This window comes from Luteimonas huabeiensis HB2 (assembly GCF_000559025.1).
Taxonomy (GTDB): domain Bacteria; phylum Pseudomonadota; class Gammaproteobacteria; order Xanthomonadales; family Xanthomonadaceae; genus Luteimonas; species Luteimonas huabeiensis.
The window spans coordinates 232,005-248,396 of the sequence record NZ_JAAN01000024.1 but is presented as its reverse complement, the minus strand read 5'-3'; the positions used below and the strand labels follow the sequence as shown (position 1 = coordinate 248,396).

Genomic DNA, 16,392 nt, shown 5'->3' with positions numbered 1-16,392 from the left:
TGCGGCGTGCCCCCATCCGCCTTCGGCACCTTCCCCCGCAAGCGGGGGAAGGGAAAAACAGCATGCTCCCCGCTTGCAGGACAAGGAAAAGACCGCACGCGGCCGCGTCATCGCTCGGCTGCGCATCGGCATACGCGCCGTCGCTCTTCCTCGCCGCGCACGCCCGCAGGGACGGTACAAATGCGGCATGCGCGTCGACAGGCCCTAAAGCGGCAGCGGCGCTCGGTCCGCCGCGATCAGCTCGATGCAGTCCACCGGGCAGGCCGGCACGCACAGCTCGCAGCCGGTGCACAGCGGCTCGAGCACGACGTGCATGCGCTTGGCGCCGCCGACGATGGCATCGACCGGGCAGGCGCGGATGCACTTGGTGCAGCCGATGCAGTCGGCCTCGACCACCCGCGCCACCTGCGGCGGCTTGTGCGTGCCGCGCGCGCGGTCGTAGGGGCGCGCCGGCACGCCCAGCAGGCGCGCCAGCGCGCGCGCGCCGGCGTCGCCGCCCGGCGGGCAGCGCTCCACCCCGGCCTCGCCCCGGGCCATCGCCTCGGCGTAGGGGCGGCAGCCGTCGAAGCCGCACTGGCCGCACTGGGTCTGCGGCAGCAGGCGGTCGAGGCGCTCGGCGAGGGCGGGACGGTCGCGCATGGCGTGGCGAGGTGCGCTGCGGCTATCGGGCCAGCGGCCGCCCGCGGTACCAGCGCGCGTGGGCCAGCGCCAGCATCGGCCGGTCCTCGCCGCTGTCGCCGTAGGCGTGGATGCGTTCGTAGCGCGCCAGGTCGAAGCGCGCGCGGACGTGCCGGGCCTTGTCCGGGCCGATGTCGGCCGGGTGGTAACGGCCGGAGAGGCGCCCGTCCGCGTCGCGTTCCAGGCCGTTGCAGATCGTCGCCGTCACCCCGTGCCGCTCGCACCACGGGCGCAGGTACAGGTCCAGCGAGGCGGAGACCAGCGCGACCTCGTGGCCCTGCGCCTGATGCCATTGCAGCCGCCGCATCGCCCGCGGCTCCAGCATGTCGGGCAGGGCCTCGCGCGCATAGGCCGCGCCGTGCGCGGACGCCTCCGCGAAGTCGCGGCCGGCGAACGCCAGCCGCGTCACCCGTGCGCGGAGGGCGGCGGCCGAGACCAGCCCGGCGCGATAGCCCAGCAGCCACGGCCCGACCTGCCACCTTGCCCGTGCCAGTTGCGCGGGCGTGGCGATGCGGCGCAGAAACCGCGCGTAGGTGTCGCAGCGGGTCAGGGTGTGGTCGAAGTCGAACAGGGCGAGCTGCATGGATTCGGCTCCGGGATCGGCAGGCGCGGGGGCGCCGAGGGTGGGCTGAGTCCGCGACTGCCCGATCCGATTCCCGGATCCCGGCCTTCAGCGCACCGGCATGCCGGGCTGGGCGCCGTCGTCGGCCGACAGCAGCGCCAGCGCGCCGCCGTCGAAGCCGGCCGACAGGATCATGCCCTCGCTCAGGCCGAAGCGCATCTTGCGCGGGGCGAGGTTGGCGATGAAGACCACGTTGCGGCCCACCAGCGCCTCCGGCTGGCCGTAGCTGGCGCGGATGCCGGAGAAGATCTGGCGCTTGCCCAGCTCGCCGGCGTCCAGCTCGAAGCGCAGCAGCTTGTCGGAACCCTCCACGAACTCGCAGGCCAGCACCTTGCCGATGCGCAGGTCGAGCTTGGCGAAATCGTCGATGCCGATGTGGGCGGGACCCGGGACCCGGGACTCGGGACTCGCAGCGGCCGTTGCATCGGCCTTGGTTGGGGGCTTGGCCGGCGCGGCCGGGGGTTGCGTGGCGAGGGTGTCCTTGGAGGCTTCGGTCATGGCGTCGATCAGCTTGGGGTCGATACGGGTGAACAGCGGGACGTAGGCATGGATCGCGTGGGCGACCAGCGGCGCGTCGAGGTCCTGCCAGGCCCGCACCGGCGCGTTCAGGAACGTTTCGGCGCCGGCGGCGGTGCGCGGCAGGATCGGCGCCAGCGCCGCGGCCAGCACGCGGAACAGGTTCAGGCCCTGGGTGCAGACCGCCTGCAGCTCGGCCTCGGCGCCCGCCTGCTTGGCGATCACCCACGGCTTGCGTTCGTCGATGTAGCGGTTGGCCTCGTCGGCCAGCGCCATGATCTGGCGGACCGCGGCGGCCGGATCGTTGCGCTCGTAGGCCTCGCGCACCGGCGCCAGCGCGGCGACGAAGCGCGCGTACTGCGCCGGGTCGGGCAGGGCGTCGGCCAGGCGGCCGTCGAAGCGCTTGCCGATGAAGCCGGCGCAGCGGCTGGCGAGGTTGACGAACTTGCCGACCAGGTCGCTGTTCACGCGCGCGACGAAGTCGCCGAGGTTGAGGTCCAGATCGTCCACGCCGCCGGAGGACTTGGCGGCGAAGTAGTAGCGCAGCGCTTCCGGCTCCAGGCCGACGTCGAGGTAGGTGCGCGCCATGACGAAGGTGCCGCGCGATTTCGACATCTTGGCGCCGTCCACCATCAGGTAGCCGTTGACGTGCAGCCGGGTCGGCGCGCGGTGGCCGGCGCCGTGCAGCACCGCCGGCCAGAACAGGCCGTGGAAGTTGACGATATCCTTGCCGATGAAGTGGTGCAGCTCGGCCGGCGAGTCCGGCGCCAGGTAGCGCTCGAAGTCCTCGCCGGTGCGCGCGCACAGGGTGCGGAAACTGGACAGGTAGCCGATCGGCGCGTCCAGCCAGACGTAGAAGTACTTGCCCGGGTGGCCCGGGATCTCGAAGCCGAAGTACGGCGCGTCGCGGGAGATGTCCCAGGCGCGCAGCCCGCCCTCGGCATCGAGCCATTCCATCAGCTTGGCCTTGACCCCGGGCAGCGCGACGTCGCCGGCCAGCCAGTCGCGCAGGAAGGCCTCGAAGCGACCCACCTCGAAGAAGAAGTGCTCGGACTCGCGCAGCTCCGGCGTGGCGCCGGAGACCACCGACTTCGGCTCCTTCAGTTCGGTCGGCGCGTAGGTCGCGCCGCAGACCTCGCAGTTGTCGCCGTACTGGTCGGGGCTGCCGCAGTTCGGGCAGATGCCCTTGATGTAGCGGTCGGGCAGGAACATGCCCTTGGCCGGATCGTAGAACTGCGCCACCGAACGCCGCGAGATGTGCCCGCCGGCGTCGAGCCGGGCGTAGAAGCGCTCGGTGAGCTCGCGGTTGGCCTGCGAGTTGGTGGAATCGTAGTGGTCGAAGGCGACGCCGAAGTCGGCGAAGTCGCGCTCGTGGCCGGCCTGGATGCCGGCGATGAAGGCCTCGGGGGTGACCCCGGCCTTCTCGGCCGCGAGCATGATCGGCGTGCCGTGGGTGTCGTCGGCGCAGACGAACCGGATCGTGTCGCCGCGCATGCGCCGCGCCCGGACCCAGATGTCGGCCTGGATGTAGCCCACCAGGTGGCCCAGGTGCAGCGGGCCGTTGGCGTAGGGCAGGGCGGTGGTGACGAGCGCGGTGCGGGTCATGGCGGGCGCGGTAAGGACGGCCGCCGATTATCGCACGCGCTCCCGGACCGCCGCGCCGCGCGGCGCGGTTACTCGCGCTGCCAGACCTGCTCGCGGCAGATGAACGCCACGCAGCCGGAGACGCCGAGGCGGTCGGGCGCGATCAGCTGCGCCTTGGACCGGTAGGTGCGGCCCTTGGCGGGGTCGAGGATGGTGCCGCCGGACCAGGCGTTCTCGCCGTCCGGGCGCAGCCCCCAGAGGATGGTCATGCCCTGGATGGGCTTGTCCTTGTTGGCGCCGCTGCAGCGCTCGCAGGTGGGGTTGGGACCGCGGTCGGACTGCAGGATCTCGACCACGCGGCCCGACAGCGAGCCATCGTCGAGGCGGCGGATCTCCACGATCGACTTGGCCCGGCCGGTCTCGTCGTCGATGGTCTTCCAGCGGCCGGTGGGATCGGACTGGGCCGCGGCGGCGAACGGCGCGAGCGCCAGTAGCAGCAAACATGTCCTGGTGAACATCGCACTACCCTCCCAAGTTGTGGTCGACGGATCGGACGTCCGTTCCGCGGCAGCCTAGACGGCGCGCGCGGTGGCGTCCATAGGGGGCGGAGGGCGCTTAGACCCGGCGCGCCGGATGGGGGACAATGCCCATCCTGCAATAAACGGGACGGCAAGATGCGACACGGTTCCCCGGTGCCCGCGCGCGCGGTGCAGGGCCAGCTGGGCCCGCTGCCGCGCGTGCGCAACCTGATCGCCATCGGCTCGGGCAAGGGCGGGGTCGGCAAGTCGACCACCGCGGTGAACCTGGCGCTGGCGCTGGCCGCGGACGGTGCGCGGGTGGGCGTGCTGGACGCCGACGTGTACGGTCCCAGCATCCCGACCATGTTGGGCCTGTCCGGCCGCCCCGACAGCCCGGACGGCAAGTCGATCGAGCCGATGCGCGCGCATGGGATCGAGGCGATGTCGATCGGCCTGCTGGTGGACGCCGATACGCCGATGATCTGGCGCGGCCCGATGGCGACCTCGGCGCTGCAGCAGCTGCTCAACGACACCCGCTGGGGCGGCGAGGACGGCCTGGACTACCTGCTGGTGGATCTGCCGCCGGGCACCGGCGACATCCAGTTGACGCTGGCGCAGAAGATTCCGGTGGCCGGCGCGGTGGTGGTGACCACCCCGCAGGAGGTGGCGACCCTGGACGCGCGCAAGGCCCTGCGGATGTTCGAGAAGGTGGAGATCGCCGTGCTGGGGCTGGTGGAGAACATGGCCCAGCACGTGTGCACGCACTGCGGCCACGTCGAGCACCTGTTCGGCGAAGGCGGCGGCGAGCGCATGGCCGCCCAGTACGGGGTGCCGCTGCTGGGCTCGCTGCCGCTGGAGCGCGGGATCCGCGAACAGGGCGATGCCGGCGTGCCGGTGGTCGCCGCCGCGCCGGAATCCGCGGCCGCGCAGGCCTACCGTGCGGTGGCCGCGCGGCTGGTCGAGGAACTGGCCAAGCGCCCGCGCGCGGCGATGCCGATTTCCGCCTCGTTGCTTTAGCCGGTCGCTGGGGCGCGGTCGCGGCCCTACAATGCCCGCTCCCGTTTCCGCCCCCCGAAGGACGAGCCCCGCGATGAGCATCAAGAGCGACCGCTGGATCCGGCGCATGGCCGAGCAGCACGGCATGATCGAGCCGTTCGAGCCGGGCCAGGTCAAGCAGGATGCGGGCGGCCAGCGGATCGTCAGCTACGGCACCTCCAGCTACGGCTATGACGTGCGCTGCTCGCGCGAGTTCAAGGTCTTCACCAACATCAACTCCACCATCGTTGATCCCAAGCACTTCGACCCGGGCAGCTTCGTCGACGTCGAGGCGGACGTGTGCATCATCCCGCCGAACTCGTTCGCGCTGGCGCGCACGGTGGAGTATTTCCGAATCCCGCGCGACGTGCTGGTGGTGTGCCTGGGCAAGAGCACCTACGCGCGCTGCGGGATCATCGTCAACGTGACCCCGCTCGAACCCGAGTGGGAGGGCCACGTGACCCTGGAGTTTTCCAACACCACGCCGCTGCCGGCGCGCATCTACGCCAACGAGGGCGTGGCGCAGATGCTGTTCTTCCAGTCCGACGAGGTCTGCGAGACGTCCTACCGCGACCGCGGCGGCAAGTACCAGGGCCAGACCGGGGTGACCCTGCCCAAGACGTGAGGGCCGCCCGGGTTCAGGCGCCGCCGGGCATCGCCGCCTGCAGCGCGCGCACGCGCGCCACCAGCGCCTCCGGCGCGTAGGGTCGCGCCGCCACCCGGCCCCAGACCGGGGCCGGCCAGGCCGGGTCGCCGACGAAGCGGCCGATCACGTGCACGTGCAACTGCGGCACCAGGTTGCCCAGCGCGGCGACGTTGAGCTTGTCTGGCGAGACCGCCGCGCGCAGCAGGCGCGCGGCGAAGTCGATCTCGTCGGTGAGCCGCAGGCGCTGGTCGCGGTCGAGATCGATCAGTTCGCGCGCGCCGGCGACCCGCGGCACCAGCACCAGCCAGGGGTAGTTGGCGTCGTCCATCAGGCGCAGCTCGCACAGGGCCAGCGCGGCCAGCGGGTGGCTGTCGGCGGCCAGTTGCGGATGCAGGGCGTAGGGTTCGGTCATCGCGAGGCTCCGTCAGGCCAGCGCGCGCTGCAGGAAGGCCAGCGTGCGCTGGTGCGCCAGCGCGGCGGCGGCGGGCGCGTAGTGGCGCGGGTCGACGTCGCGGTTGAAGGCATGGCCGGCATCGGCGTAGACGTACAGTTCGGCCCCGGGCTGGCGCTCGCGGTGGCGCTGGATGTCGGCCTCCGGGATGCTGGCGTCGAGCGCGCCGAAATGGAACAGCATCGGCGCGCGCAACGGCTCGTCCAGGAACGGCACCGTCCGTGCGCCGTAGTAGCTGACCGCCGGCAGGCCGAGCCGGGTCGCGGCCAGGTAGGCGACGCTGCCGCCCCAGCAGAAGCCGACCACGCCGACCTTCAGCCCGTCCTCCTGCAGTACCCGGGCCGCGGCCGCGACCACGTCCACCGCACGGTCGAAGCCGAGCGCGGCGGCGAGCTCGCGGCCGCGGGCGAAGCCGGCCTCGCCGTAGTCGAGTTCGACGTGGCGCTCGATCGGGTCGAACATCGCCGGTGCGATCGCGCTGAAGCCCTCGGCCGCGTAGCGCTCGACCACGCTGCGCATGTGCGGATTGACGCCGAAGATCTCCTGCACCACGACCAGTCCGGCGCGCGGCGGCGCGTCCGGCGGGTCGGCGCGCCAGCCTTCGATCGTGCCGTGGGGGCTCGGAATGGCGATGTCTCGGCCCATGCGGAGTCTCCTGGTCGGGTGCGTGTCCGGGGCCATCCTGCCACGCGCCGCCCTCCGCGGCACCCCGCGCGGGGGCCCGGTACAATGGCCGGCCGCGCCGCACACCCCCCGTACGCATGCCCGCCACCTCTCCCCGGCCCGCCGGCCCCCGGGTCGGATTCGTCAGCCTCGGCTGCCCCAAGGCGCTGGTCGATTCCGAGCGCATCCTGAGCCAGCTCAGGGTCGAGGGCTACGACATCGTGCCCAGCTACGACGATGCCGACGTGGTGGTGGTCAACACCTGCGGCTTCATCGACGCCGCGGTCGACGAATCGCTCGAGGCCATCGGCGAGGCGCTGGCCGAGAACGGCCGGGTGATCGTCACCGGCTGCCTGGGCAAGCGCGAGGCGCTGATCCGCGAGGCGCACCCGGAGGTGCTGTCGATCAGCGGCCCGCAGGACTACGCCAGCGTGATGTCGGCGGTGCATGCCGCCGCGCCGACCCGGCACGATCCCTTCGTGGACCTGGTGCCGCGCCGCGCGGCGGCCGACGACATCGGCGTCAAGCTGACCCCGAAGCACTACGCCTACCTGAAGATCTCCGAGGGCTGCAACCACCGTTGCAGCTTCTGCATCATCCCGTCCATGCGCGGCGACCTGGTCTCGCGCCCGGTCGACGAGGTGCTGCGCGAGGCCGAGCGGCTGGTGCGCGGCGGGGTGCGCGAGCTGCTGGTGATCTCCCAGGACACCTCGGCCTACGGCGTGGACCTGCGCTATGCCGAGCGCGAGTGGCGCGGCCGCGCCTACCCGACGCGGATGAAGGCGCTGTGCGAGGGACTGTCCGAACTGGGGGTGTGGACGCGGCTGCACTACGTGTACCCGTATCCGCACGTGGACGAGGCGATCCCGCTGATGGCCGAGGGCCGGTTGCTGCCGTACCTGGACATCCCGTTCCAGCACGCCAGCCCGCGCATCCTCAAGCTGATGAAGCGCCCCGGCGCGGTCGATCGCACCCTCGAGCGCATCCAGCGCTGGCGCGCGATCTGCCCGGAACTCACGATCCGGTCGACCTTCATCGTCGGCTTCCCGGGCGAGACCGAGGCCGAGTTCGAGGCGCTGCTGGACTTCCTCGACGAAGCCCAGCTCGACCGCGTCGGCGCCTTCGCCTACTCCCCGGTGGACGGCGCGGCGGCCAACGCGCTGCCCGATCCGGTGGACGAGGCGGTCAAGCAGGAGCGGCTGGCGCGCTTCATGGAGCGGCAGGCGGCGATCTCGGCGGCGCGGCTGGAAGCGAAGGTGGGCAGCGTGCAGCGCTGCCTGGTGGACGCGATCGACGGCGAGCTGGCCCTGGCGCGCTCGCGGGCCGACGCGCCGGAGATCGACGGCCTGGTGCAGATCCAGGACGGCGCCGCGGCCGGCCTGCGCCCGGGCGACTTCGCCGACGTGCGCATCCTCGGCAGCGACGAGCACGACCTCTACGGCGAGGTCGGGGCCTTGGGGCTGCCGGTCGTCGACGCCGGGTGATTCACGGCGGGGCGACCCGGCCTGCGCGAGGCTGCGCGCTCCCCCGAACGTTGGAGCGCCCATCATGACGAAAGGCAAGCGGGTCGCGATCCTGGCGACCGATGGCTACGAGCAGTCCGAACTGCTGGAACCGCGCAAGCGGCTGAAGGAGGCCGGCTTCCAGGTGGACGTGGTGTCGCCGAAGGCCGGCGAGATCCGCGGCTGGAAGGAGAAGGACTGGGGCGATACCGTGCCCGTCGATGTCGTGCTCGACCAGGCCAATCCCGAGGACTACGATGCCCTGGTGCTGCCCGGCGGCGTGATCAATCCCGACACGCTGCGCGCCGAGCCCGCGGCGGTGGCGTTCGTGAAGGCCTTCGACCGGGCCGGCAAGCCGCTGGCGGCGATCTGCCACGGGCCGTGGCTGCTGGCGGAATCCGGCGCGGCCAAGGGCCGAGAGCTGACCTCGTACGCGTCCATCCGCACCGACCTGGAGAATGCCGGCGCGCGCTGGAAGGACGCCGAGGTGGTCACCGACGGCCACCTCATCACCAGCCGCAAGCCGGACGACATCCCGGCGTTCTCCGAGGCGGTGATCGCCGCGCTGCGCTGACGCGCGGCGGCCGGCGGCGGTCAGTCCGCAGGCGCCGCGTAGCGCACGTCGACGACGAGGTAGGTGGCCGGCCCGGCCGGCAGCATCGCCTCCACCTCGTCGTCGATGCGCTTGCGCAGCAGCGCGCGCGCCAGCGGCGAATCGATGCTGATCAGGCCCTCGCGCGCATCGGTCTCGTCCGGGCCGACGATGCGGTAGCGGTCGCGCTCGCCGTTGTCGATCCGTTCCAGCTCGACCCACGCGCCGAAGAACACCGCCTGCGGGTCGGCCGGGGCCTCGTCCACCACCCTCAGCCGCTCCAGCCGCTTGCTCAGGTAGCGCACGCGGCGGTCGATCTCGCCCAGCTGCTTCTTGCGGTAGGTGTACTCCGCGTTCTCGGAGCGGTCGCCCTCGGCCGCGGCCGCGGCCAGCGCGCGCACCACCTCCGGGCGCCGCACGCGCCACAGCTCGTCCAGCTCGCGCTTGAGCCGGTCGTGGCCTTCGCGCGTGATCAGCGCGGTGCCGGACTCCGCGGGCGGTCGCCAGCGCGCCATCACTCGGTCCTGCGCAGCAGGTGGGCGGATTCGCCGGCGCCCGCGCGGTCGGCCGCGGGCGCCAGCAGCCGCAGCGCGTCGTCGCCCTGCCATTCGAAGATGTGGTGGTCGCCGGCATCGGCGTCGCTGGCGATCAGGATCGCGCGGCCGTCGTCGCTGACGAACCAGACGCCGTGGTGCGTATCGGCCTCGGCTTCGCCGGCGCGGCGCTCGATCAGGTCGTAGCCGCCGTCGGCGTGCAGCCGCAGCGTGGTCTCGATGCCGGCGCAGTCCGCGCAGGGCAGGGTGCCGGCGAAGGTGCCGCTGACTTGCGCGATCGCAGTAGCCGCGGCCTCGATCCCGACTTCGGCTTGCGCATCGGCGGCAGCGCGGTCGGCTGCCGAGACGGGCGGGGCATCGGCGGCTGCCGTCTCGGTCGCGACCTCGCGATCGCAGCCGGCCTGACCGAGCGCGGACAGTGCGAGCAGGAGGGCCAGACCGTTCGGACGTCGCGGGATCATGGACGCTCCTCCGCGCCTCAGCGCCGGCCGCCGAGGATGCCGCCGAGCACCCCGCGCACGATCTGGTTGGTGATCGTGCGCGCGGCCTGCTTGCTCGAAGCTTCCAGGATGCCCTGGCGGCGCTTGGTGCCGAATAGCCAGTCCCTGAGGCGGCCGCCGATGCCGTCGCCGTCGGGCTCGGCGGGCTTCGCGGCGGGCGCGTCGGCCTGCGCGGACTGCGCCTGCGCCCGCCGCGCCAGCAGCTCGGCGGCGGACTCGCGGTTCACCGCGGTGTCGTACTTCGTCCCGACCGGGCTGCCGTCGCGCACGCGGCGGCGCTCGTCCTCGCCGATCGCGCCCATCCGGCAGCGCGGCGGGGCGATCAGCGTGCGCTCGACCGGCATTGGCACGCCGCGGCCGCCGCCGGGCGGGTCCTGCAGGGTGGAAACCAGCGCCTCGCCGGTCCCCAGCGTGGAGATCGTGGCGGCCACGTCGAGCCCGGGGTTGGCGACGAAGGTCTCCGCGGCGGTGCGCACGGCCTTCTGGTCGCGCGGGGTGAACGCGCGCAGCGCGTGCTGCACGCGGTTGCCGAGCTGGCCCAGGATCTCGTCGGGCACGTCGTCGGGGAACTGCGAGCAGAAGTACACGCCCACGCCCTTGGAGCGGATGATGCGCACCACCTGCTCGATGCGCTGCCGCAGCGCCGCCGGCGCGTCCTTGAACAGCAGGTGCGCTTCGTCGAACACGAACACCAGTTTCGGCTTGTCCAGGTCGCCGACCTCGGGCAGGGTCTCGAACAGTTCCGAGAGCAGCCACAGCAGGAAGGTCGAGTACAGGCGCGGCTTGAGCACCAACTGGTCGGCGGCGAGGATGCCGATCACCCCGCGTCCCTGCGTATCCACGCGCATGAGGTCGTTGAGCTCCAGCGCGGGCTCGCCGAAGAAGGCTTCGCCGCCGTCCTGGGCCAGCCGCAGCAGCGCGCGCTGGATCGCCGCCACCGACTGCGCGTTGACCAGGCCGTACTCCGCCGAAATCGCCTTGCGCTCCTCGGCCACCAGCCCGAGCAGGGCGCGCAGGTCGTCGAGATCGAGCAGCAGCAGGCCGCGGTCGTCGGCCAGCTTGAAGGCGACGTCGAGCACCCCGGCCTGGGTGTCGTTGAGCTCGAGGATGCGCGACAGCAGCACCGGCCCCATCTCGCTGACCGTGGTGCGCACCGGGTGGCCGAGCTTGCCGTACAGGTCCCAGAAGAGGGTCGGATTGCCCTCGGGGCGGTAGTCCGGCACGCCGATGCGCGCGGCGCGCTCGCGCAGCTTGGCGTCCTCGCTGCCGGCCACGGCCAGGCCTGCCACGTCGCCCTTCACGTCGGCCAGGAACACCGGCACCCCGGCGCGCGAGAAGCCTTCGGCCAGGGTCATCAGGGTGACGGTCTTGCCGGTGCCGGTGGCGCCGGCGACCAGGCCATGGCGGTTGCCGTAGCGCGGCAGCAGCGTCACCGGCGCGCCGTCGCCCTGCGCGGTGATCGATCGGCCGACGAGTATCGGGTCCATGAGCGCTCCTGGCATCGGATGGTGGGATTCTAGAGGCTGCGGCGCGGCTTTGAGCGACAGCGGCCGGCCACGTCGCCGGGTTGCCTCCGCGCGGACCCCGCCGCTACCCTGCCGCTCCCGTCGTCCGGCCCGCGCGCATGACCTCATTTCCCCCACGTTCCCGTTCCTGCGCCGCGCCGTTCGGCCTGGCGCTCGCCGCCCTAAGTCTGCTGTGCGCCGCCCCCGATGCCTCGGCGCAGTCGCGCCGCGACCGCGCCGCTGTCGAAGCGCTGCAGCAGCGCATGGAGCAGGCGGAACTGCGCTATCGGGAGGCCATGGTCAAGGTCCGCAACGAGGAGCCCGGTGCGGCCGCCGAGGGCGACGCCGCGCTGGAGGACATGGAAGACATCATGGTCGAATGCGACCGCCAGCGCGGCTGCCAGACCGCGCAGTTCGCCACCACCTTCAAGCGCCTGCTGAAGGCCGGCGCCGATTCGGCCAGCCCGCCGGAGGGCGAGGATACGGAGCCGTTCGACCCCTTCGATCCCGATCCCGACGGCATGGGCACCCACTTCGGCGCCGACGTGCCCGAGGCCGCGCGCGCGGCCTCGCTGCTCACCGACGGCCAGCGCTTCGCCGACATGGTGCAGTTCAATCCGGCGGTGCAGGAAGGCATCCGCCGCTGGCTGACCGACATGCGGCCGGCGCTGCTGACCAGCTACGAGAACTACCAGTACATGCGCCACCTGATGTGGCCGCATTTCGAGCGCGCCGGCCTGCCGGAGGCGCTGCTGTTCGGCATCCTGGCCAAGGAATCGAACGGGCGCGTCCACTCGACCTCGCGCGCGGGCGCGGCCGGGCCGATGCAGTTCATGTACGCCACCGGGCGCCGCTTCGGCCTGGGGCCGGACGCCACCGGCTTCGACACCCGCTACGATCCCTACGCCGCGGCGCAGGCCAGCTCGGCCTACCTCAACGAGCGGCTGGCCGAGCTCAACCGCAACATCGAACTGGCCCTGGCCGGCTACAACGGCGGCGAGGGGCGCGCGCGCCGGGTCTTCAACGCCAGCGCCGGCGGCAATTTCTGGGACGAGGCGGTCTACAGCCAGTTTCCGCCGGAGACCCGCGACTACGTGCCGATGGTGATCGCCGCGGCCTGGCTGTTCCTGCATCCCCGGCGCTACGGACTGGAGTTCCCGCGCGTGGACCCGCGGCCGGCGACGCTGGTGCTGCAGAAGCCGGCCTCGATCTACGAACTGACCATCTGCCTGGGCAGCCAGGGTTCGCCCAGCGGCTACATGCGCGTGCTGCGCAACCTCAACCCGCGCTACCGCGCGGACGACCTGCTGCCCGCCGGCGCGCGGCTCAACGCCACCCAGCGCATGGTGGGCCTGTACAACCGCTGGTGCCTGCGCGGCCCGCGCGCGGAACTCGCCCACGAACTGGTGCGCACCGATCCCGCGACCGCCGTGGTGCGTACCGGCCCGGTGCAGACGGTGCCCGCCACGGCGACGAGCGCAGCGCCCGCAACGCCCGCGCCGGCGCCCGCGCGCCGGCACCGGGTGGGCCGTGGCGAGACGCTGGGCCGCATCGCGCAGCGCTACGGCTGCAGCCTGCGCGCGTTGGCGCAGGCCAACGGCGTGCGCGCGCCCGGCTACGCGATCCGGCCGGGCCAGGAACTGGTCCTCGAAGGCTGCGGCCGCTGAGCGGATCGCCGCCCGACCGTCCGCCGCACCCATTCGGGAGGCGGTTCAGTGCCCGCGGTCGATCGCCAGCCGACCCAGGGCGCCCAGCGCCGCGGCGCGCGGGCCGAACCCGGCGAGCGCCGCGTCCATCTCGGCGGCCAGCGCGCGCAGCCGCGCGCGCGAGGCGTCGGCGCCCAGCAGCGCGGGAAAGGTGGCCTTGTCCTGCGCGATGTCCTTGCCGGCGGTCTTGCCCAGGGTGGCGCTGTCGGCCTCGATGTCGAGCAGGTCGTCGCGGATCTGGAAGGCGAGCCCGAGCGCGGCGGCGTAGCGGTCCAGCTGCGCGCGCGCCTCGGCGCCGGCCCCGGCCGCCAGCGCACCCAGCCGCACCGCCGCGCGCAGCAGCGCGCCGGTCTTGAGCGCGTGCAGGCGCTCGAGCCGGGGAAGGTCGATGCCGCCCGCGCCGGTCGCGGCCAGATCGAGCGCCTGGCCGCCGCACATGCCGCAGGCGCCGGCCGCGGTGGCCAGTTCCCGGATCATCTCCACCCGCGCCGGCGCCGGCTGCGGCGCGGCCGCCAGCAGGCCGAACGCCAGCGCCTGCAGGGCGTCGCCGCAGAGGATCGCGGTGGCCTCGTCGAAGGCGACGTGCACGGTGGGCTGGCCGCGGCGCAGGGCGTCGTCGTCCATCGCCGGCAGGTCGTCGTGCACCAGCGAGTAGGCGTGCACCAGCTCCACCGCGGCCGCCGCGGCATCGAGCGCGACCTCGTCCAGCCCGAACAGGTCGCCGCTGGCGTAGACCAGCAACGGCCGCATGCGCTTGCCGCCCAGCAGCGCGGCGTGCCGCATCGCCGCGCGCAGGCGCGGCTCGGCGGCCGCCACGGTGTCCAGCGCATCGGCGAGCGCGGCATCGCTGCGCCGTCGCCACGCCTCGAAGCGCGCCCCGACGACGGCGCCACCCTCAGGCATCGTCGGCGCCGGCGGGCGGGAAGGGCTCGGCGGCGTCGGGGCGGGCGGGATCGCTGAGCAGGCGCACGCGCTGCTCGGCCTGTTCCAGCGCCTGCTGGCAGTGCCGGTACAGGCCGACGCCGCGCTCGTAGGCGGCCAGGGAGGCCTCCAGGCTCATCTCGCCGTGCTCCATGCGCTCGACGAGTTCCTCGAGCTGCGCGAGCGAATGCTCGAAGTCGGCCACCGGCGAGGGGGCTGCGGCGGCGTCGCGGGTCTTGTTGTCGGCCATGCGGACATTCTAGGCCGTGGCGCGCGAGCTGGGGCGGATCTTCGCCCGCCGGCCCGCTCAGGGCGCGCGGCTTCAGTCGATGCGGCAGTCGCGCACCGAGGCCGCCGCGGCGCCGATGCACACGAGCACGACGCGCTGGCCGGCGGAAAGACGCGCGGCGGCCGCCGCGGACAGGCCGTCGGCGCGCAGCGGCGGCGAACCGTCGCCGGTCTCGAGCCAGACCGACGGCGCCTGCGCGCCGTCCGCCGCGACGCGTTCGACGACGCCCTCGATCCGCAGCGAGCGGCCCCGGAAGCGCGCGGGGTCGGCGTCGTAGGCCGCCTGCAGCGCCTGCGCATCGATCGCGACCGCCTGCTCGCTCGCGGCGGGCCGCGCGGTTTCCGCCTGGCGCGACGACTCGGCCGCGCCGACCACGATGGCGCCGGCCAGCACCGCCAGGCCGATGAAGTACACCACCGGGGACACGATCAGCGAGGCCAGCAGCGGCCACAGCCCGGCGCCGGCGCCGCGTGCGGACATGGCGACGATGGCCAGCACGAACGCGACCAGGTTCAACGGCCAGCCCACGAACAGCCCCAGGCCGGGAAACGGCAGCAGGAATGCCAGCCAGGCCAGCGCCAGGCACACCCAGGCGGCGCGGCCGGCGGTGTTGGGCGCAGCTCGGGGCGCCGGATCGGAAGCGGTGCTCATGCGTGTGTCCTCGCGTGCGGGTCGATGTCGGCCCGCCGTGCCGGCATGGCCCCCCTGTGGCGCGTGGCCGGCGCCGGGCGCCATGTTAGCGCGGCGCGGTGGATCAGGTGGCGGCATGCGCTGCGGGCCGCCAGCGCAGCCGAGCCCGGCGCGCGCGCAGCCAGGCGTCGAAATGCGCCGCGTAGACCAGGTCGCCGGCGGCGAGCAGGTCGCCGGCCGCGTCGGAGAGCAGCGGCAACCGCTCGCGTTCCCAGGGCGGTACGCCGAGCGCTTGCAGCACGTCCTTGAGCGCGTGGCGGTGCGCGCGGCCGGGCAGGCGCAGGCGCTCGCCGCCGCGTCGCGCATGCACGCGCAGCGGCGCGTCGAAGCCGGGCGCATCGCCATCGTCTTCCAGCGCGAGCAGGTCGCCGGTGGGCAGGCGCAGCGGCTGCCGGCCGTCCCACGCGGCCGAGAACGCGGCCGGCAGCGGCGGCCGCACCGGCGCGGCGTGGAGCAGGCCGCGCCAGCGCCGCACGCGCGCGCCGGCCCACTCGAAGCGGGCGGCGGCGTCGGGCCCTGCGGTCAGCAGGCTGGACTCGATCCGGTCCACGCCCGCGGCCGGCAGCGGCGGCAGGGCGCAGTCGGCGATCCAGCGCCTGAGCACCCGTGCGCGCCGCGCGGGCGGCAGCGCGCGCAACGCCTCGATGCGCAGCACGGCCGGATCGGCGCCGCGCGCGCCGGCCAGCGCCATCGCGTCCTCGTCGTCGAGCAGCGTGCGCGCCTGCGCGGCCAGCGCGGCGCTGCGGGCGAGCGCCGCGGCGGCTTGCGGCCAGCGTGCGTGCAGGCGCGGCAGCACCTCGTGGCGCAGGAAGTTGCGATCGGGATCGCTGCCGGCGTTGCTGGGGTCCTCGATCCAGCGCAGGCCGCGCGCCAGCGCCCAGTCGCGCAGCGCCGCGTGCGGCGTGTCGAGCAGCGGCCGCCACAGCCAGCCGGGTCCGCAGGCGCGCCAAGGCGCCATCGCCGCGAGGCCATCGACGCCGGAGGCGCGCAGCGCGCGCAGCAGGAAGGTCTCGGCCTGGTCGTCGCGATGGTGCGCCAGCGCCAGCACCTCGCCGGGCCGCAGCAGCGCCTGGAACACGCCGTGGCGCGCCTCGCGCGCGGCCGCTTCCGGTCCCAGGCCGTGCGGGTCCTCGATGCGGATGCGGCGGACGTCGAGCGCGATCCCGAGCGCGGCGCAGGTGTTCGCGCAGTGCGTCGCCCAGTCGTCCGCGTCCGCCTGCAGGCCGTGGTGCACGTGCACCGCGCGCAGTCCGCGCGCGCGCAGCGCCGGGTCCGATGCCAGGCGATGCAGCAACACGGTCGAATCCAGCCCGCCGCTGTAGGCCGCCAGCACCGGGCCGGGCGATCGCGGCGGGATCAGGGGCAGGTCGGGCGCGGCCATGCGCGCATGGTGCCACGCGCTGCAATGCAGCGATCCGTC

The 16,392-nt window shown here is 73.5% G+C and carries 18 protein-coding genes; 5 read left to right on the top strand and 13 right to left on the bottom strand.

Features of this window, described 5'->3' with window-relative positions; all coding sequences use genetic code 11:
- Positions 1 to 204: 204 nt before the first annotated feature.
- The 4 genes from rnfB to Z164_RS0110800 all read right to left on the bottom strand — a co-directional run bounded on the left by rnfB (position 205) and on the right by Z164_RS0110800 (position 3,918).
- Positions 205 to 639 (bottom strand): Rnf electron transport complex subunit RnfB, encoded by a 435-nt coding sequence (rnfB, locus tag Z164_RS0110815; protein WP_024890715.1) that lies wholly within the window; start codon positions 637 to 639, stop codon positions 205 to 207.
- Between the two features lie 22 nt (positions 640 to 661).
- A complete protein-coding gene (locus Z164_RS0110810) occupies positions 662 to 1,261 on the bottom strand; it encodes an HAD family hydrolase (protein WP_024890714.1) in 600 nt (199 codons plus the stop codon).
- Positions 1,262 to 1,348: 87 nt separating this feature from the next.
- Positions 1,349 to 3,421 carry a methionine--tRNA ligase gene (metG, locus tag Z164_RS0110805; RefSeq protein ID WP_024890713.1) on the bottom strand — a complete coding sequence of 691 codons (2,073 nt, stop codon included), beginning with the start codon at positions 3,419 to 3,421 and terminating at the stop codon, positions 1,349 to 1,351.
- Positions 3,422 to 3,489: 68 nt separating this feature from the next.
- Entirely contained in the window at positions 3,490 to 3,918 is a 429-nt protein-coding gene (locus Z164_RS0110800) for a DUF2147 domain-containing protein (RefSeq protein WP_043689768.1), read from the bottom strand.
- A gap of 156 nt (positions 3,919 to 4,074) precedes the next feature.
- Between Z164_RS0110800 and apbC the strand changes: the two genes are divergently transcribed.
- Positions 4,075 to 4,935, top strand: coding sequence for an iron-sulfur cluster carrier protein ApbC (apbC, locus tag Z164_RS0110795; protein WP_024890711.1), 861 nt, complete (start codon positions 4,075 to 4,077; stop codon positions 4,933 to 4,935).
- A 73-nt stretch (positions 4,936 to 5,008) separates the two neighbouring features.
- The gene (gene dcd / locus Z164_RS0110790; protein ID WP_024890710.1) at positions 5,009 to 5,578 is read left to right on the top strand and encodes a dCTP deaminase; all 570 of its coding nucleotides are present in this window, start codon (positions 5,009 to 5,011) and stop codon (positions 5,576 to 5,578) included.
- Between the two features lie 13 nt (positions 5,579 to 5,591).
- On the opposite strand, the gene Z164_RS0110785 is transcribed toward dcd, so the two are convergent.
- Together Z164_RS0110785 and Z164_RS0110780 are read right to left on the bottom strand one after the other, a co-directional pair.
- Complete coding sequence (locus Z164_RS0110785; protein ID WP_024890709.1) at positions 5,592 to 6,011, bottom strand: HIT family protein; 420 nt, start codon at positions 6,009 to 6,011, stop codon at positions 5,592 to 5,594.
- A 12-nt stretch (positions 6,012 to 6,023) separates the two neighbouring features.
- On the bottom strand, positions 6,024 to 6,695 hold the full coding sequence (locus Z164_RS0110780; protein WP_024890708.1) for a dienelactone hydrolase family protein: 672 nt from the start codon (positions 6,693 to 6,695) through the stop codon (positions 6,024 to 6,026).
- 116 nt (positions 6,696 to 6,811) lie between these two features.
- On the opposite strand from Z164_RS0110780, the gene rimO reads away from it, so the two are divergent.
- Together rimO and Z164_RS0110770 are read left to right on the top strand one after the other, a co-directional pair.
- Positions 6,812 to 8,197: a 30S ribosomal protein S12 methylthiotransferase RimO gene (gene rimO, locus Z164_RS0110775; RefSeq protein ID WP_024890707.1), complete on the top strand. Its 1,386-nt coding sequence runs from the start codon at positions 6,812 to 6,814 to the stop codon at positions 8,195 to 8,197.
- A gap of 64 nt (positions 8,198 to 8,261) precedes the next feature.
- A complete protein-coding gene (locus Z164_RS0110770) occupies positions 8,262 to 8,789 on the top strand; it encodes a type 1 glutamine amidotransferase domain-containing protein (protein ID WP_024890706.1) in 528 nt (175 codons plus the stop codon).
- Positions 8,790 to 8,809: 20 nt separating this feature from the next.
- Here Z164_RS0110770 and greB read toward each other — a convergent pair whose 3' ends face one another.
- From greB to Z164_RS0110755, 3 genes are read right to left on the bottom strand one after another with little or no spacing between them, the layout of a single operon-like run.
- Positions 8,810 to 9,322 carry a transcription elongation factor GreB gene (gene greB / locus Z164_RS0110765; protein ID WP_024890705.1) on the bottom strand — a complete coding sequence of 171 codons (513 nt, stop codon included), beginning with the start codon at positions 9,320 to 9,322 and terminating at the stop codon, positions 8,810 to 8,812.
- Positions 9,322 to 9,822, bottom strand: coding sequence for a copper resistance protein NlpE N-terminal domain-containing protein (locus Z164_RS21380; RefSeq protein WP_024890704.1), 501 nt, complete (start codon positions 9,820 to 9,822; stop codon positions 9,322 to 9,324). The genes greB and Z164_RS21380 overlap by 1 nt, the downstream gene beginning before the upstream one ends.
- A gap of 17 nt (positions 9,823 to 9,839) precedes the next feature.
- Positions 9,840 to 11,348: a helicase HerA-like domain-containing protein gene (locus tag Z164_RS0110755; protein ID WP_024890703.1), complete on the bottom strand. Its 1,509-nt coding sequence runs from the start codon at positions 11,346 to 11,348 to the stop codon at positions 9,840 to 9,842.
- A gap of 137 nt (positions 11,349 to 11,485) precedes the next feature.
- Between Z164_RS0110755 and Z164_RS0110750 the strand changes: the two genes are divergently transcribed.
- Entirely contained in the window at positions 11,486 to 13,033 is a 1,548-nt protein-coding gene (locus Z164_RS0110750; RefSeq protein ID WP_024890702.1) for a transglycosylase SLT domain-containing protein, read from the top strand.
- A gap of 45 nt (positions 13,034 to 13,078) precedes the next feature.
- On the opposite strand, the gene Z164_RS0110745 is transcribed toward Z164_RS0110750, so the two are convergent.
- The 4 genes from Z164_RS0110745 to tilS all read right to left on the bottom strand — a co-directional run bounded on the left by Z164_RS0110745 (position 13,079) and on the right by tilS (position 16,353).
- Positions 13,079 to 13,975, bottom strand: a complete 897-nt coding sequence (locus Z164_RS0110745; protein ID WP_024890701.1) for a farnesyl diphosphate synthase — start codon at positions 13,973 to 13,975, stop codon at positions 13,079 to 13,081.
- Positions 13,968 to 14,243, bottom strand: coding sequence for an exodeoxyribonuclease VII small subunit (locus Z164_RS0110740; protein ID WP_024890700.1), 276 nt, complete (start codon positions 14,241 to 14,243; stop codon positions 13,968 to 13,970). The genes Z164_RS0110745 and Z164_RS0110740 overlap by 8 nt, the downstream gene beginning before the upstream one ends.
- 72 nt (positions 14,244 to 14,315) lie before the next feature.
- Positions 14,316 to 14,933, bottom strand: coding sequence for a hypothetical protein (locus tag Z164_RS0110735; protein WP_024890699.1), 618 nt, complete (start codon positions 14,931 to 14,933; stop codon positions 14,316 to 14,318).
- Between the two features lie 103 nt (positions 14,934 to 15,036).
- Positions 15,037 to 16,353, bottom strand: a complete 1,317-nt coding sequence (gene tilS, locus Z164_RS0110730; protein ID WP_024890698.1) for a tRNA lysidine(34) synthetase TilS — start codon at positions 16,351 to 16,353, stop codon at positions 15,037 to 15,039.
- Positions 16,354 to 16,392: the final 39 nt, after the last annotated feature.

Excerpts from the sequence above, each read along its gene's own strand:
- Z164_RS0110780 (WP_024890708.1), bottom strand. The coding sequence starts at position 6,695 with ATGGGCCGAGACATCGCCATTCCGAGCCCCCACGGCACGATCGAAGGC.
- Z164_RS0110735 (WP_024890699.1), bottom strand. The coding sequence starts at position 14,933 with ATGAGCACCGCTTCCGATCCGGCGCCCCGAGCTGCGCCCAACACCGCC.
- apbC (WP_024890711.1), top strand. The coding sequence starts at position 4,075 with ATGCGACACGGTTCCCCGGTGCCCGCGCGCGCGGTGCAGGGCCAGCTG.
- Z164_RS0110785 (WP_024890709.1), bottom strand. The coding sequence starts at position 6,011 with ATGACCGAACCCTACGCCCTGCATCCGCAACTGGCCGCCGACAGCCAC.
- Z164_RS21380 (WP_024890704.1), bottom strand. The coding sequence starts at position 9,822 with ATGATCCCGCGACGTCCGAACGGTCTGGCCCTCCTGCTCGCACTGTCC.
- Z164_RS0110810 (WP_024890714.1), bottom strand. The coding sequence starts at position 1,261 with ATGCAGCTCGCCCTGTTCGACTTCGACCACACCCTGACCCGCTGCGAC.
- greB (WP_024890705.1), bottom strand. The coding sequence starts at position 9,322 with ATGGCGCGCTGGCGACCGCCCGCGGAGTCCGGCACCGCGCTGATCACG.
- Z164_RS0110755 (WP_024890703.1), bottom strand. The coding sequence starts at position 11,348 with ATGGACCCGATACTCGTCGGCCGATCGATCACCGCGCAGGGCGACGGC.
- dcd (WP_024890710.1), top strand. The coding sequence starts at position 5,009 with ATGAGCATCAAGAGCGACCGCTGGATCCGGCGCATGGCCGAGCAGCAC.
- Z164_RS0110770 (WP_024890706.1), top strand. The coding sequence starts at position 8,262 with ATGACGAAAGGCAAGCGGGTCGCGATCCTGGCGACCGATGGCTACGAG.
- Z164_RS0110750 (WP_024890702.1), top strand. The coding sequence starts at position 11,486 with ATGACCTCATTTCCCCCACGTTCCCGTTCCTGCGCCGCGCCGTTCGGC.
- Z164_RS0110800 (WP_043689768.1), bottom strand. The coding sequence starts at position 3,918 with ATGTTCACCAGGACATGTTTGCTGCTACTGGCGCTCGCGCCGTTCGCC.
- rnfB (WP_024890715.1), bottom strand. The coding sequence starts at position 639 with ATGCGCGACCGTCCCGCCCTCGCCGAGCGCCTCGACCGCCTGCTGCCG.
- rimO (WP_024890707.1), top strand. The coding sequence starts at position 6,812 with ATGCCCGCCACCTCTCCCCGGCCCGCCGGCCCCCGGGTCGGATTCGTC.
- tilS (WP_024890698.1), bottom strand. The coding sequence starts at position 16,353 with ATGGCCGCGCCCGACCTGCCCCTGATCCCGCCGCGATCGCCCGGCCCG.
- Z164_RS0110740 (WP_024890700.1), bottom strand. The coding sequence starts at position 14,243 with ATGGCCGACAACAAGACCCGCGACGCCGCCGCAGCCCCCTCGCCGGTG.
- metG (WP_024890713.1), bottom strand. The coding sequence starts at position 3,421 with ATGACCCGCACCGCGCTCGTCACCACCGCCCTGCCCTACGCCAACGGC.
- Z164_RS0110745 (WP_024890701.1), bottom strand. The coding sequence starts at position 13,975 with ATGCCTGAGGGTGGCGCCGTCGTCGGGGCGCGCTTCGAGGCGTGGCGA.